11 protein-coding genes are annotated in these 14,933 nt (G+C 49.7%); 1 reads left to right on the plus strand and 10 read right to left on the minus strand.

Translation table 11 applies throughout. The features are described from left to right. Positions 1–435: 435 nt before the first annotated feature. Positions 436–1,053 (minus strand): c-type cytochrome, encoded by a 618-nt coding sequence (locus tag CLV84_RS04020; protein ID WP_104418441.1) that lies wholly within the window; start codon positions 1,051–1,053, stop codon positions 436–438. A 36-nt stretch (positions 1,054–1,089) separates the two neighbouring features. Next, a complete protein-coding gene (locus tag CLV84_RS04025) occupies positions 1,090–2,406 on the minus strand; it encodes a ferredoxin reductase family protein (RefSeq protein WP_104418442.1) in 1,317 nt (438 codons plus the stop codon). A gap of 186 nt (positions 2,407–2,592) precedes the next feature. Here CLV84_RS04025 and CLV84_RS04030 point away from each other — a divergent pair, with 186 nt between their 5' ends. Continuing rightward, positions 2,593–2,925 carry a hypothetical protein gene (locus tag CLV84_RS04030; protein WP_104418443.1) on the plus strand — a complete coding sequence of 111 codons (333 nt, stop codon included), beginning with the start codon at positions 2,593–2,595 and terminating at the stop codon, positions 2,923–2,925. Between the two features lie 138 nt (positions 2,926–3,063). Here the strand turns inward: CLV84_RS04030 and CLV84_RS04035 are convergent, their stop codons facing one another. The 8 genes from CLV84_RS04035 to CLV84_RS04070 form a co-directional block, all read right to left on the minus strand. Then, complete coding sequence (locus CLV84_RS04035; RefSeq protein ID WP_170067559.1) at positions 3,064–4,113, minus strand: AlbA family DNA-binding domain-containing protein; 1,050 nt, start codon at positions 4,111–4,113, stop codon at positions 3,064–3,066. A gap of 13 nt (positions 4,114–4,126) precedes the next feature. Next, a complete protein-coding gene (locus CLV84_RS04040; RefSeq protein WP_146088700.1) occupies positions 4,127–6,646 on the minus strand; it encodes a sacsin N-terminal ATP-binding-like domain-containing protein in 2,520 nt (839 codons plus the stop codon). 196 nt (positions 6,647–6,842) lie between these two features. Next, on the minus strand, positions 6,843–7,751 hold the full coding sequence (locus CLV84_RS04045; protein WP_104418446.1) for a DUF4435 domain-containing protein: 909 nt from the start codon (positions 7,749–7,751) through the stop codon (positions 6,843–6,845). Beyond that, on the minus strand, positions 7,748–9,118 hold the full coding sequence (locus tag CLV84_RS04050) for an ATP-binding protein (RefSeq protein WP_170067560.1): 1,371 nt from the start codon (positions 9,116–9,118) through the stop codon (positions 7,748–7,750). The genes CLV84_RS04045 and CLV84_RS04050 overlap by 4 nt, the downstream gene beginning before the upstream one ends. A gap of 950 nt (positions 9,119–10,068) precedes the next feature. Next, positions 10,069–11,262: a glycoside hydrolase family 18 protein gene (locus CLV84_RS04055; protein ID WP_211295165.1), complete on the minus strand. Its 1,194-nt coding sequence runs from the start codon at positions 11,260–11,262 to the stop codon at positions 10,069–10,071. A gap of 410 nt (positions 11,263–11,672) precedes the next feature. Continuing rightward, the gene (locus CLV84_RS04060; RefSeq protein ID WP_146088701.1) at positions 11,673–12,752 is read right to left on the minus strand and encodes a hypothetical protein; all 1,080 of its coding nucleotides are present in this window, start codon (positions 12,750–12,752) and stop codon (positions 11,673–11,675) included. A 344-nt stretch (positions 12,753–13,096) separates the two neighbouring features. After that, positions 13,097–13,687 (minus strand): nuclear transport factor 2 family protein, encoded by a 591-nt coding sequence (locus CLV84_RS04065; protein WP_170067561.1) that lies wholly within the window; start codon positions 13,685–13,687, stop codon positions 13,097–13,099. Positions 13,688–13,781: 94 nt separating this feature from the next. Further along, positions 13,782–14,723, minus strand: coding sequence for a helix-turn-helix domain-containing protein (locus tag CLV84_RS04070; RefSeq protein WP_104418450.1), 942 nt, complete (start codon positions 14,721–14,723; stop codon positions 13,782–13,784). Positions 14,724–14,933: the final 210 nt, after the last annotated feature.

Genomic DNA, 14,933 nt, shown 5'->3' on the forward strand with positions numbered 1-14,933 from the left:
TGCCATTCGGGAACCGGGTAAGGTTCGTGAGCTTCACCCGCGGTGTACGTTTCTTGAGCTCCGCTCGCGGTCATCATCGCCGGGATCACTGTTTCGAATGCCCTGGCAAGCAGCCAAGTGGGATAAGCTAACCACAGCGGTGACACGGAGGGCTGCACGGAGGAATCACAGAGCAGTAAGGTAAAAAGAGGGGTCGCTGCGCGACGGAGGGGTACCGCAGAGCAAAGAAAAACGCAAAGTTGCGCGGAGCCAGGCGGGAAGCCAAGAAGCAGCGACGAAGTTAATCCGTGTTTCGAATGCCCTGGCAAGCAGCCAAGTGGGATAAGCTAACCACAGCGGTGACACGGAGGGCTGCACGGAGGAACCACAGAGCAGTAAGGTAAAGAGAGGGGTCGCTGCGCGACGGAGGGGTACCGCAGAGTAAAGAAAAACCCCTCACTCATCCTCCCCCTCCGGCACCGCCGGCGCATCCGTAGTAATATTCACCTTCACCCCCCGCCCCAGGTCCCGGGCGGAGGGAATGGCGGGGCGTGAATCGGCTACGTCCCACTCGCTCAGCCGTTGCCCCCGGAGCGTGGCTACTTCGCGGGGGAAATACCACCGCGACGCATCCGGAGCATTACCCTCGCCGGCGAAGTGCACCAGGATGTAGTTGGTCACCGCCGCTATTTCCGCGTCGCTCAGTTCCGGCATCGGGGGCATGGGGGCGCCGTAGGTGCCGGTGTAGAGGCCGTAGAGAGTCAGGTTGACGAGGTAGTCCCGTCCGCCATCGGCCGTCAGGTGGACCGCCATCCGCTGGATCGGCGGGTACATCCCCCGTCCCGAGCCGTCGACCGTGTGGCAGTTCTGGCAGTTGACCCGGTAGGTCCGTTCGCCGAAGGCCAACCAGTCGGCCGCCGTAGGATCGGGCCCGTCGAAGAGGACGCGGGGCTCGACGTCCCCCTCGTGCGCGATCACCAACTGCGCACTGCGCACCCAGGCAAAGCCCATGGCCCCCAGGATCAGCCCGATCACGAGGACGTAGGTGAAAACATTGGCGAGGATGTGACGCATAGGACGGGGCGGGTATAGGGTGGGCCGAAACGGCGATCAGGCGAGGGCGAATTTTTCGAGGTAAATATGCGACTGGGGTACGCCGTGTTCGAGCAGCGCCTCCTGTACGGCGGTCATCATCGGACCGGGCCCGCAGACGAAGAACCGCCGCACGAACCGATCCTTCGGGAGGCGCCGCTCGAGGAGGTCGCCCGTTACCTTGCCTTCCTCGGCGGCCCAGTCGTGGGGGGGCTCGTCGAGCACGAAGACCGTTTCCAGGTCGAGCCGGTCCTTTAGTGCCTCGATCTCTTCACTGTAGGCGAGCTCCGGCTCCGTATTGGTGCTGTAGATGAGCAGGATCGGCCGCGGGTCGCCGCGGTCGGCCAGGGTGTTGAGAAAGCTCATCATCGGGGTGATCCCGACCCCGCCGGCGATGAAGACGTAGCCGGGGGCCTGGGCGCGGTCGATGGAGAAGGCGCCGTGGGGCCCGTCTACGTAGACCGTTGTCCCTTCGTCAATTTGTTGGAGGCGTTCGGAAAAGTCACCGAGGGCCTTCACCCCGAACGACAGGCCGGTCGTTTTTTCCGCGCTGGAGGCAAAGGAGTAGGGGTGCTCGTCCAGCGTGAACGGCGAGTCGCCCACCTTGATCCAGGCGAACTGCCCGGGGTGGAAGCGGAAGCCGTCGTGCCCCACTGCCTCGATGTCAATATTGACGGTACCGCCGCCCTCCGGCCGGACCCCGACGATCCGCCACGGCCGGCGCTGCTGCAACCAGGGTTTGATCAGCCGGAGGTAGGCGATCAGCGACACCAGCCCCACGCTCGAGACCAGCCACAGGATCTGCTTCCAGAGCGTATTGATGTACAGCCCGGCGAGGGACACGTGGGCCTGGGCGAAGACGAGTACCAGAATGCCCAGACCCGTGTGAACGAAGCGCCAGTGCTCGTAGCGGATCTTCAACCGTTCCCGCCAAACGGAGGTCACCGCCAGGGCGATCAGCAGCAGCACCGCCAGGATGCCGAACTTACTGGCGTAGGTGCCCCCGAAGGGATTGAAGAGCACGATGCGCGCCGGGTGCTCGATGAGCAAGAGGACGGGGTGGATCAGCACCAGCAGCATGGCGACGATCGCGATCTGCCGGTGGTACTTCAGTACCACGTCGATGCCGTAGGGGTAGGTCAGCGGCTTAAAGCGACCGATCAGGACAAACTGGATGCCGATCTGCGTCAGTCCGACGAAGCCCAGTGCCACGGACAGCTCCACCAGGAACGAGCGCCCCGTCGGGACCGGCGGCACCAGCATCAGCCCGATGGGTGCCAGCACGACGAAAAGGTATACGCTTAGCCAGACGACGCCAATGAGGGTCCGATTCATGCAGGATGCTTCAATTCCTCTGCACAACGGCGGAACGGACGGTCAGGTTAGTAGGGGCGGCAAAATGTTTTGGGCGCCGGGGCGCGGGAGCAAGGAACCAACGTTTCCGTTTTGTCTTCCGTCTACCCGAGGGCAACGTCATACCCGTACGCCACACCGGCCGTGACTCCCAACCAAATTCCCCCTATGCGAACCACCACCTGCCTACTCCTTGCAATCCTCACCCTGCTCTTCCCAGCCTGCGAGAAAGCTGCCGACACCGTCGAACTCCAGCGGATGGAGACCCAGTGTGCCGACCCCTGGTATGCGGAAGAACCCTATCCCTTTACCGGACCGGATCGGGCATTAAAGGCGTATTTGACGCGGCGGGGGGTGCGGGTGTTGGGCGTGCGGTATGAAGTGGATCCGTCTGTACAGATCGTTTGTCTGGCTTGCGTCTGCGGCACTGGGCGAACTATTTTCGTGACGGTACCGGAGTCGGATGCTGGGCGGTTGGGGGATTTGGGGTTTGGGGGGTAGTGAGGGTGTACTCTATGCTTTGAATACGGGGAGTGAAATATAGGGCTAGAAAACTGCCTCAGGCCTCGATTGGGAGGCGGTGTCTTGAGTAGTCCAAAATCTTTTGACTTAATGAAGTTGTTCCGCTGCTAGCAGCATTTACACTTCACCAAGGTCGAATTTTAATTTGCTTGCTAAATCTATTTTATTTACGTTATTTACCAGTTTGCTTATGTATGCAAACATTTCTTTTAAGCTGAGCTCGAATACATCATTGATTGAATACGAACTAAAGTATCTTACAAATTTTTCATCAACTACCCCATTGGAGTGAATAAACACGTGCCTAATTTGAAGAATCATTTCCAATTCATTTACGTCACTATTGGTAAGTACTTTTAAATGTTTTATTTGTTTGTTCTCTTCTATAAAGCCCTTAACACTACCTTTTTGAAGTTTGCCTATTTTTTTTCTCGCCCAATATTCTACAAATTCTTGTAGGTCCTGGCAAGAAAGAATTTCTCTTACGGTGACGTTTTCCTCCGATTTTAAGGTTTCCGGCTTGGATAAGTATATTTCATATAAAATATTTGACATGTATACTTCAAAGTTATCAGCTATGCTTGAAAAAACAAGTCGCGTCAAAACTTTACCATTTTGACTGTGAGCAGGAACCTCCACATCGGAAATAAAATATGTTTCAAACACGCTATCTATTATATCAATAACAGACCGTAAGTGATTGTTAAACTCGGCTAGCGCTTGGGTTCCTCCAATATTCTTTATGCTCAAATTTTGCATTAATGGTTTTAACAAAGGCGATTTTGGTGACTCGCTTTTGCTACTCGATTTTAAGTAAATTTCTTTGCCATTTCGTGTGTAGATTTCACCTTCAACGGTAGAAATGACATTATTCGACTTTTCTACACCTATCACTATTATATTCTTACCATCAGTTTTGATGTATCTTTTTTTGAGTGTAGGCGGAGGAGTTAAAAAGCCTACTGCCCTGGACAATATGGTTGATACTTTAAATTCCCGGCTTATTCCAACACTCTCGGGCTTACCATTCTTTTTTGTAACGCCTAAAATTATTTGGCCACCGTCAGCATTAGCGAAAGATGCTATTAATTTTGCTAGTGCCTTGGGGGGCGGTAGGACTGCTTTATACTCTAATTTGTGACCTTCTGGGGTTCCTATTTGTTCCATGACTGCCATTATATTAAATGGGAAATTTATGAATTTGAGCCGACTTCAAAATGTGCCCAAGAGAAATTCTTTTAACTTCTTTATTGGTATCAACCCACAATTCACTGTCTTGATAGTCGAGAACATCCCTTTCCGCTTGATAATACACAATGACTTCGTCCTTATAGGCAGGACGACAAACTATATCTATTGCGCTAGAATTCTTTTTAACTCCTCCAAGAATTGTATCAGCGGTAAAATCCGCTTCTGACAAATCGTAGTCTTGTAACTCTTTCAAATGCTCAAAAATAGCAGTTTTAGCTCGCTCAATGTAGGTTGCAGCTTTTACAAACATGTCTGCCGTAGGGACTGAAGAGTGGTCAAACATGTCTGCCAAATTTTGATCCTGCATCGCCTCTCTCCATTCCTCAATGTTAGTAACTCCCAGACTTGACAATATCTCTGAGGTGATAGGAAGTAATTTTTCAGTATTAGTTTTCTGCACAGCCATTTTAGAAAGTATAGACTTGATTTCGGATATATCGGCTAAGTCGAATTCTTGAAGTAGATCATTCAATTTTTCAATTTTTTCTACGTTTTCTATCATTTCTTCTTCATCATAGAGGAGATACTTAATTTGATGCAATGATGGAAATTTAACTCTAGCCTCCTTTTCATCATCTCTGAAAAATTTAAGAATAAGGTTAAAAGCCGTTCTATAATTTTTAGACTGCTCCCTATCATTAGCTTTTTCCAAAGCTAAAACGTTTATCATTCGTGTAACTTTTGGCTCATTGATTGAATTCACTTCTTCAAAATTAAATTCAATAGCATTGTTAATTAAGTTTTTTCGAACATCTGAGCCAAGTTCACGCAAAATATCTTTAAAGAGCTCATTTATGGTATCATCTTCCAACTGGATTTCTTGCATTTTGATAAAATACCCATTCTGATTTGGGAACAGTTGGTATTTATTAATTAGTTTATCATAATTATATTCGTCTTTCTCCAAAAGTTTATAAAACAAATTTAGCCAAGAGATCGCATCTTTATGACCTAGCGCACCTTGGAGTTCTTCAATTCGTTGAGATTTCTCTATAAAATTACAGAGCGTAGCAAGGTTAAACTTCCCGCAGATATCCCATGCATATTTAGACCAAAACGGTACGTGGTCTAATTTAGGTAGACGATCACCGAAAAGTGATATTCCAATATTCCAGGCTTCATCACGTATTTTGTAATTCGGAATTGTTGGTATTAAGGCGTAAGGAAGATCCTTTTTATCAAATAGCGGAATTAAATGCCCAACTGAAGAAGTTAAAATACTTTTTCTCATTATTATGCGTCTCACTTCCCCCACTACCTTCGACTCATAATAGTTTTGGTTTAGCCAATTTTGGTATTCGTTGCTAGTTTCAACTTTGGCTAATAAATGTAAATTCTTCCATTCATCGTTTATCGCTAGCCGCACCAGCTTTTGAAACAACCCGATCGCTTCAGATATATATTCTTTATTCTGTTCGCTCGATGGGTTAACTCTTGCCGGAGTTGTAAGGTGTATACCATCTCGGGGCTCCGTAGGATTGAAGTTTGGATTGTTAATTACAGCTGGAAAGCGAAAGCTGTCTGATCCTAATAATGGAAACTGGCAAAAGAGTGAAGGTACATTATCTTCTATTGGTAATATTCTGATGCTACCCTTCTCAACTTCTATAGGAATGATGATCGAAGTAAAATTTTCACTTAAAATAGCATAATGCAACTCTTTAGCATCCCCCTCATAATATTCCTTCTTTACAGTAATTACTTGGCCTATATCACTAAGTGGGGTTGTTTTTTCTAACTTGTATATTCTTCCTTTTGAACCAAAAGCAACTTCTTTGATCTCGTCATTAAGGGCAAGGGTATAACCAATGTTTGACTTTAAATCATTCAGCCCCTCAGAATAAACTCTTTCTGCAACATCATCTAAAAGAGGATAAATAAACTGCGTGTTATACTTTGATGCGTCATAAGCCTCGAAGTTTGGTAGGTGATCAACTTCGTTCAGTACCGCCCTAGACTTTTCAACTGATTCGATAATTTCTCTATTCGAGTAGCCGCTTCTGTCTAGCATAACTTCAAATCTTTTGTATGGTAGAGTTTTGTCTTTAAGTACTCCATGAACTGTAACTCTTTCTGATAATAAATGAGTTGTCAAAAATCCAGTCCCAAACTTGCCTGTAGTCTTTCTTTTTCCGGTTTCATCTTCCTTTTCTTGGTCTTTAGTAGATATCTGCTCAATCAAAAACCTTATGTTGTCTGCTTTAAATGGCTTGCCATTATGGCTGAATATAAATTCATTTGAACTTGATTTTGCAACTCTAATTTTAACACCCTCGGCTTGAGAAACGTCCTTAGCATTTTGTACAAGTTCCCATATCCATCTTCGAGCATTAGAAGTGTTTTCATCTATTGTCGATCTTAATGTCGAAAGATCTCTCAAAATTTTAGTTGCTATGTTTTGGTTATGGGCTGATGCTTGAGAAGCATTCAATTTCTCTTTATAACTCATCGTATATTTTCCTTAGTCAAGACTGATGTGTACGTTGTTTGTTCGAGTTTAGTGACCGCTAACAGGTGCGCTGACGCAGGCTGGCTTTACCGACGAGTTACCGGGTAAGACAGTATTTCTTTTTCGTGAATAAAACACTATCGACACCGATCCACTCACCTGCTGGCTTTACGCTAGTGCTATATTCTGCGCTTTTTCAATTAAATTCTCTAATAAACGCTTTGAGAGACTCAGGTGTATCTGCATATTGGGAAAGCTGAGAGATAATCTGTGTCCTGGACACAGTTAATTTGACCTTTTGCTTCACAAATCGTCTTTGATTCCTGTCATTTGCATCAGTCAGTAACAGATTCAAAAATGTGAATAAAAATTGTGCCTGATATTTACCTCTTAGAACTAAACATAGGTCATTTTTCTGAAGATAGGTTTCAGATTCATTGATTTCTTCTTTAGTAGGATTACAAATTGGCTTAAATTCAATGTTAAGAGTATTTAAATCATAATCGCATTCCACTTCATCAAGTGTAATTCTTACAAATCCTTTTGGGAGTTGGTCATCTAAAGAAAAATTTATCGGTACATCCTTATCTTGTGCTTCTTGTCTCAAAAATCGATACCAACTATTGATTAACAAAACACACTCATTAAATTTCTGGAGTCTGTCATCAAAAAGCGTCAAAATAGTTTCATATTCTAGATCTGCTTCGTTTACATTAAATTCCGAGGTAAGTACTCTTCTAAACGTATTCCGATTACAGTAGTAGTTTTCAATAGAGTACCCCGTTGTAACGTATAGATCAAGGGGAATTGTAACTAATTCTTCGTCAAAATCCTGGTCAACAAAAAATGCTAATTTATAATTTGCATATTCAGGTTTTGCTTTCAGTATAGTCCTAGCTTGCAGAACATTACCTTTACCCTTGCAATTGAAATGAGTGTAGCTGCCATCATAATATGTTTCTGCTCTGCTATTATAATATGGCGCATCTTTTCCTTCATAAAAACAGAATAAAACATTCGTGCCTTTTCGAGCCAGTAGGTAGAATTTATGCAGAACAACACTGACAGAGGAATCTTTTGCGGCAGTTAGTGTAGCAACTTTCATTCTCCAATGTATGTAGTGTATGCTTCTAATCCTATTGAACTAGATGCAAGTTCATTATCAAAAATAAAGGGAGAATGAGTTACAGATATTAATAATTCACAATTTCCGGAGTCAATAATATCAGGAAGTAATTTTTGCTGCCAGAATATTGATAATGACAGTTCCGGTTCATCAAATAGGACAATGAACTTTTGTCTTGTCGACAAATAAATTCTAGAGAATAATGAGACAATTTGTTTTTCCCCTGAAGAGAGTTTGTCTAATAGGTCATTTAGTTTTACTCTATATTCTGTTTTTAGATTTACAAGATAAAACTCAACTTCACTAGCCTCGTAGACTATGCCTTTGTTACTTTCTTTCAAATATTGATTGCATACTTTTACAAACTTTTCGATAGATGTATCTATAAACCTTTGCTTGTCGTAGATTTGCACTAGCTTATCCAAGAAATATATAAGGTATTTATCGTCCTCCCCATACGATTTCTTTTCGGTCACTACTTGCAATATTTTATCTTTGTCTTGCTGAGAAATAGCGTCACCTACTCTTGCCAAGATTATTTCAATATCATCTGGACTTATTCTTGAATACGCACCCTCATCAATACTTGGTATTCCTCGAACTAACTGGCTTAGTATTTCGCTTGATATTTGAGATAGGCCTCTGCTTGATAATATATTGATTTCTTTTTGAATACTTTCAAATCGGCCCACTACGTCTCTCATGCCAAACTGAACAAGCCTCGAGTCTCTTTCCGCTATTCGAACTTTATTTTCATCAAATCCGAGATTGAGTAAATCTTCCTCAATTCTTCTAAATGTTGGGAAATATAAAATAGTTACGTTACTAAATATGCTATCTATTTTTTTGCTCAAATCCTGTATGTTCTTATTGTCTAAATCAGTGCCACAAATAGATTTAAGAGCTGTATAAACCATTCTGCCACTGTAAGGCAACTTTTCCCTTACACGCCTAACGGGAGCAGACATAATAATTCGGCTTAAGGGCCCCTCATTTTCAAGGAGTTGAGAAATTTTATCAAGATCGTAAGGTGATAAAAGACTGGCAATTTCAGATACTACGTGATTGGGCACTTCATATGACTCGTCAGTGTCAGTATATCTCAAATCATCTTGATCTATATGGTATTCGCTCCCGTCAAAAAAAACAATGTCTAAACTTTGGAAATTTAGTTTTTTAAGCCTGTGGAACTTCTTTGATATAGTAAAATAAATTATATTAAGTATGGTGGTTTTACCCATACCATTCTCTCCTATCAAAATCTTTGATTTTGACTTAAGATCAATATCGATTATTCGATCCCCAAACAACCCATTAATTGTAAATCTGTTGAAATAATTGTTCATACATTCTATTTTGGTGTAAGATATGATTTTAGCGCAGAACATTAAGTCCAGTATCCACCGCCCCGAGATAGTGGGTGCAACGGTCAGTTGAACGAAGCCGAGTCGGTCTATGGGTTTTACATTTCTCGCTCATCCTTTTGCTTAGCCGTTTCAGCCATCGGGCACTGCCTCAAAGTACCCCGCCCCGGCATTTTTCTCCGCCATGCTCGACCATTTTGCCACGTTAACCTTTGGGGATGGGTATGGCTGGCCGCTTTTTTACTTCGGGCAGGCCGGGTTTTGGTAAGTTAAGTGCTGGATACAGTCGGCTTCCACCATACCGGTGGTGCTCGACGCGGGTGCCGGTAGTTTACCACGACCTTACTATCGGTCGAACTACCTCCACTTCCTGCAATAGGAAGCGCTCGTTGCCGATCGTCACGTGTTGGTTGAGTCCCTTGTGGGGCCGAGGTGAGCACTCGTCCCCCGGCTTATTCCACGGCGCTTCCGATGCAATTAATTCAGTCGTGTAGTCGGGTTCATAGGGATCGCCATCGGAAAAGGATCGAAGTAGCTAAGCACCAGAAATCCAGTCACCGACAATTCTCCCGCGCCCCGGCGCAAAAATTCCACCGGTGTTGCTGGGCGAGCCGACAAGGCACCTTCATTCAAAGGATACTCGACGTTGAATGGCCGTAGCGATGCCGCATCTCTCCCGGGGCAAACCCTTCCAGGGTGAGAGGATGTGCGTGGTATCTCGGCCCGGAGGCCGCTCGACCTCGGAATGTCGAGCATCGCCGGAACGCTCCAAGGTCGAACCCTTCCAGGGTGAGATAGTGTGCGTAGCTTCTCGGCCCAGAGGGCGCTCGACCTGGGAATATCGTGCATCGGTGTAACGCTCCAAGGTCGAACCCTTCCAGGGTGAGATAGTGTGCGTGGCATCTCGGCCCAGAGGGCGCTCGATCATATTTTCAGTCCATCACCGCCTCATAAATAGCATCCAACAAGCTCCCCCGCTCCTTAGTATCGTTCCCCAGCTCCCAGAACATGATGCCGCCGAGGTTTTTCTCCATCGCATATTCCGCCTTCAGCCGTACGGAGGTGGTATCGTCGTAGGTGAAGAAGATGCTGTCGGTGCGGCTGTAGAGGAAGGGGGCTTGGGCCGTCGAATCCCAGAAGCGTTCGTAGCCGTTCTTTTCCTCATACTGCGCGCGGATGTCGCGGTAGGCGGACCAGCCGATGTGGGGACCGCCGACCGGCTGGTAGAGGCCGTTGTTCTCTGGTCCGACGCCCTTCCACGAGCGACCGTAGAAGGCCGCGCCGGTGACGATCTGCCGCGGATCGACCCCGCGCGCGATGCAGTAGTCGACGATGTATTCGACCGAGCGGGGGTGCCAGTCGCCTTCGGATTGCTCCTCTTTGATGTTGCGTTGCAGGTGGTAGCGGCCGAAGGGGGTGTCGCGGATATCGGCCCACTCGATCTTTCCCTGGTTGGTGTGGTGGCCGGTGTAGGGGGAAACGTAGGTGACCTGATCGTAGGTCATCACGTTCATGTAGTCGGCGTACTGCATCACTTTTTCGACTTCGATGAAGTCGTAGTAGCGTTCCCAACCGGCCGCGGCGAAGGTGAGGGTCTGGTCGCGGTCCAGGGCGTCGAGGTGCTCGCGCAGGCTTTTCATGGTGCGGGTGAAGTTGCGGGTGTCGGCTTTCCGGTACTTGATGCCGGCCTCTCCGATGCCGGGGTATTCCCAGTCCATATCCAGTCCGTCCAAGTCGTAGCGTTCCATGAAAGCGGCCGCGCTTTCGGCGAAGCGGGTGCGGGTGCTGTCGGTGAGGGCCATATCGGAAAAGCCGTCGGCCGTCCAGCCCCCGCAGGCGACCATCACTTTGAGGTTGGGAAATTCTTGGCGCCGGGCCACCAGCCGTTCCAGGATGGGGCCGGACCGTTCGGGCTCCCGGAACCGGAACTCGCCGTCGACCACGTTGGCAAAGGAGAAAATGATGTGGGTGAGCTGGTCCAGGGGCAGGTCTTCCGGCATATAGTTTTCCGCCGGCACGTAGTACGCCATGATGTTGATCGGCGGGGTTTCCGGGGGCGCGGGGCGGTTCGTGAACAACCAGCCGGCCAGGAGTACGAGGGCCGGTGCGGCAAAGGCGAATTTCATACGGGGGAGTGGTTTTGTTGCGGGGCGGGTAATATATCCAGCGCGGAGAATCGGCCTCGACCGAAGGCGCGCCTTCGTTAAATGTACTGCTCGGCGGGTATGCGATCCAATCGGGTGGGGCAATGTCGGCGGGCGGGAGTGAAATTACGCGGGGCCAGTCGGTGAGCAGCCCTATTGCCCCCCCTGGCGTAGCGAAGGATTACGGTTATCGCATCCGATCGGACCGCGGGTGCTCCGGGCGGTTCCGCTCCGGCGCCATTATTCAACTTACCTCCCGGGATATTCCGGCGAGCTGTATTCCCCGTGCGTACTATCGAACTGGTCCGGTATCCGCCGGTCCCGTCCTGCCAGGTAGTATGGGGCCGATGGGCGGTGGGTAGTAATGGAGGTAATTTGAACGTCGGGCCTCACTACTGAAATTTCACTACGCTACGCTGGGTATAGATGTATAATTCGTCCAGCTCATCGTCGTGATATATCCCCTGCAGGCACTGATCTTCCCCGATCCGCGTATCCTGGATGACGGTAAAATCATCGTAGGTGAAGGGGCCGCCGCCCGCGAGGTCAAACGTGAATAGCCCCAGGCATCCCTTATTGCTGGTGGTGATATAGAGTTGCCCGTTTAGCGCCAGCACATCGGTGAAGGAGGCGGTTCGGAGGTAATTTAATTTAGCATCGCCCGGCGCGGTTTCTTGTTCCATCGTTTCCGGGACCAGCAGGTCGGTCCACTGAGCGGAATCGACGGACCAACTTGCTATATCGGGATACCCGACGTTAGCCTTGCCAACCAGAATAAATTCGTTTTCCGATAGGGTAAACCAAGTGTTTCTCCAGTCCTGGAGGCCGGAGAAATGATAGGCGTCCTCATCAAAGGACTCGATCAGGTTGCCTTCAGGGTCCAAGCGATAGATCGAACCCGAGCAACACATTGATAGCGCCATGATCTCACCGGATGGGAGCACCGCTAGTTTGCCTAGCATATCGGGGAAGAGGTCCGATAACCGCTGGACTTGCCCGTCCACGAGAGTGAATACCTGGTTTGGCCAATCTTGAATACTGTCGGCCTCGAAGGTCGTAAAGTAGATGGCATCGTTCACGACCTCGATGTGTTCGCAGGTGGTCGCGATGCGCTCGAGTTCCAACGATTTATCGAGATCGAGGCGGTACATGCCTTGGTCCGTACAGAAATAGACTCGGTGGCCGTCGACCTCGATTTCCGAGGTAGCTACGTTGTCCATTAGGGCGTAAAATTCGGCTACCCGGGTATTGAAGGCCAGGATATCCCCTCGGTCAGTGGAAAAGAGGATGGTTTCCGCTACGCCGACCAGGTGTTCTATCGTCACCTCCGGGCCGACGAGGTCGTATTGGGCAGATTCGGCGTATCCGAAGTCTTCCTCGGTCACAATGAAGGCCAGGGGATTGGGATCCGCTTCCCGGCAGCCGAGCAGGCAGATGGGAAGGAGCAGTAAACAGCGGCAGAGGGTGTTCATCGTCGGGTTGTAGGGTACGGTGCTCGCGGGAATCCACTTCCCAGCTTGATTACGAATGGTCAAGGTAAAGCGGAAAATTGCAGCCTTTCCCTATCAATAGGTTAAAGCCAACGTGGCTATCCGCCCACCGGGATAGCGGGCGCGACTGCCAATCCGGTAGGCGGGTAAGGCGAAGTTTGTTTTTAATATTCCAAAGTCCGGGATCAGCATCAGTCCCCGCCGTTCCGGAAGGTATAGCATGGCCGCTTCGTCGCCCGTGTCGTACCATAGGCATGGCCAGCCAGCTTTCCGTCGACGATCGCCGGTCTTCCGTCTTGCTTTGAAGATAAAGGAAGACTCCGGCGTTACCGCGAGGGGTACCCTTCCTCCCGCAGGGCCCGGATTCGCCGCTTAAACCTAAAGGCGAAAAAGGCGGGAATCAAAGCGATCAGTAAACCGATCAGCAGGCCCTGTAGCACGAACTTCAGCCGCTGATTCGTATCGATGTCGTGGCGGTGGTTCCAGATCTCGACGATCTTGCCGTCCTCGAAGCGGAAGACGTTGATGATCGGGATCGAACCGGCGCCGAGCAATACCCGGCCGATGAGGGTTTCGGGTTTGTAATCGGCGGTCCAGCGGGTTACCACCAGATCACCTTCCGCGACCTGGTAGTCGATGTTGCCCCGCATGGTTCCGTTCTTCCAAAAGAAGTCGGCGATGCGTTGCTGTTCCGCGGCCGGTTCGACCACCCCTTTCCGGTCGCCGATATCGTGGACGATGTATTCGTCGGCGACGTATTGGTGATACTTATCGGTACGGTCCTGGAACCAGAGGTCCTCGTAAAATTGGCGGGCAATCTCTTTATTGATTGCCGTCCGGTCGACGGGGTCGTCCGCGCCGAGGACGACGGCCGACAGGGTCAGGAAAGGAAGCAGGGGCAGTATGCGAGAAGTCACGGTCGGTGCTTTTTGGTGATGGTCCAAAGATGGGCGGTCACCGCGGGCGGGTCGTATTGCTGCCGGCCGAATCACTAGTGCGAAAAGCCGGGATTCACACGGCAGACGGCAATTTCCCGAAGTGCCGCTTAAAGGCAGCCGTGAAATTGGAGGGGTGGGAATACCCTAACTCGTAGCTAAGTTCGGAGGCGGTCTTTCGCTTGTGTAGCAATTCCTCCCGGGCGTATGCCATCCGGATCCGGTTGCGGTACTGCAGTGGGGCCTGACCGAATACCAGCTTGAAGGAGTCCTTGAATTTCGTGACGCCCATGCCGGCCCGTTGGGCCAAATCCGGGAGGGCGGGCACCTTCGGTTCGAGGGGATCGCGCAGGTTGGTAGCGATCCGCATGATTTGCCGGAGGTCGTCGGGGTGGAGGCTGTCCACGCTACCCGGTTTCTGGTGGCGGGAGAGCTTGCCGAACAGTTCGTTCAGAAAGGTGAGCAGATGGGCGTGGCAGCTCAGCTTATTGTCCAGGCTCGCCAGCACCTGCGTCAGGGACTCCCCGAGCTCGTCGTCCAGGTCCTCGTAGGCGATGGGGCGGTCGAGGTCCACCGAGGCCTCAATGCCTGGCAGGAAGGTGGCTACGAAGTACCGGTAGAAGCGGATGGACAGCACCTCCGATTCCGTCCCCGCGGGGAGTACGGTGTGCATTTCCAATCCCGGACCGCAGAAGAGAATACCGATCGGTAGGCTCCGCTGGAAGAAGATGGTGTCGCCGCCGATCCGTTTTTCCTGGCCGAAGCGCGACAGGTTAATATGAATGAATAACCAGGGGGAGTCCGGCGGATTGGTGGTATCCATTTCCAGCGGGATCCGGAATTGCGTCGTGCCGAAGTGATACAATTCCAGATTGCCGGGAAAGCGGACCTGAACGGCCGCCGCCTCGTTGGTCCCGATGCTGGGATGAATGGTGAAACCGTTAGGGAAGTCCTTTCCTCCGATGCGGTCCTTAAACTGCTGGTGAATGTTTTTGGAGATGTCGATGTGGAGGGTCATCTGGGGGGAGGAGTGGGACTTTATGCGGTCACCGAATGTACAGAAGCCCGGGGATAATGCTGGCCTGGCGTTTGGTAGCTTTTAATTGTAGTGCCGACCGCATCGCGTACCGTATGCCATGCTCTTGTACCGGTAGGCAACCCGCCAAAACTCGGCCTGCAAGGCCTCGACCCCGGATCACCGGATGGTGGAGCGATGTTTCCAGGTACC

The sequence above is a fragment of the Neolewinella xylanilytica genome (genome assembly GCF_002934605.1).
Taxonomy (GTDB): Bacteria; Bacteroidota; Bacteroidia; order Chitinophagales; family Saprospiraceae; genus Neolewinella; species Neolewinella xylanilytica.

Excerpts from the sequence above, each read along its gene's own strand:
- CLV84_RS04060 (WP_146088701.1), bottom strand. The coding sequence starts at position 12,752 with ATGAACACCCTCTGCCGCTGTTTACTGCTCCTTCCCATCTGCCTGCTC.
- CLV84_RS04050 (WP_170067560.1), bottom strand. The coding sequence starts at position 9,118 with ATGAACAATTATTTCAACAGATTTACAATTAATGGGTTGTTTGGGGAT.
- CLV84_RS04035 (WP_170067559.1), bottom strand. The coding sequence starts at position 4,113 with ATGGAACAAATAGGAACCCCAGAAGGTCACAAATTAGAGTATAAAGCA.
- CLV84_RS04070 (WP_104418450.1), bottom strand. The coding sequence starts at position 14,723 with ATGACCCTCCACATCGACATCTCCAAAAACATTCACCAGCAGTTTAAG.
- CLV84_RS04045 (WP_104418446.1), bottom strand. The coding sequence starts at position 7,751 with ATGAAAGTTGCTACACTAACTGCCGCAAAAGATTCCTCTGTCAGTGTT.
- CLV84_RS04020 (WP_104418441.1), bottom strand. The coding sequence starts at position 1,053 with ATGCGTCACATCCTCGCCAATGTTTTCACCTACGTCCTCGTGATCGGG.
- CLV84_RS04030 (WP_104418443.1), top strand. The coding sequence starts at position 2,593 with ATGCGAACCACCACCTGCCTACTCCTTGCAATCCTCACCCTGCTCTTC.
- CLV84_RS04040 (WP_146088700.1), bottom strand. The coding sequence starts at position 6,646 with ATGAGTTATAAAGAGAAATTGAATGCTTCTCAAGCATCAGCCCATAAC.
- CLV84_RS04025 (WP_104418442.1), bottom strand. The coding sequence starts at position 2,406 with ATGAATCGGACCCTCATTGGCGTCGTCTGGCTAAGCGTATACCTTTTC.
- CLV84_RS04055 (WP_211295165.1), bottom strand. The coding sequence starts at position 11,262 with ATGAAATTCGCCTTTGCCGCACCGGCCCTCGTACTCCTGGCCGGCTGG.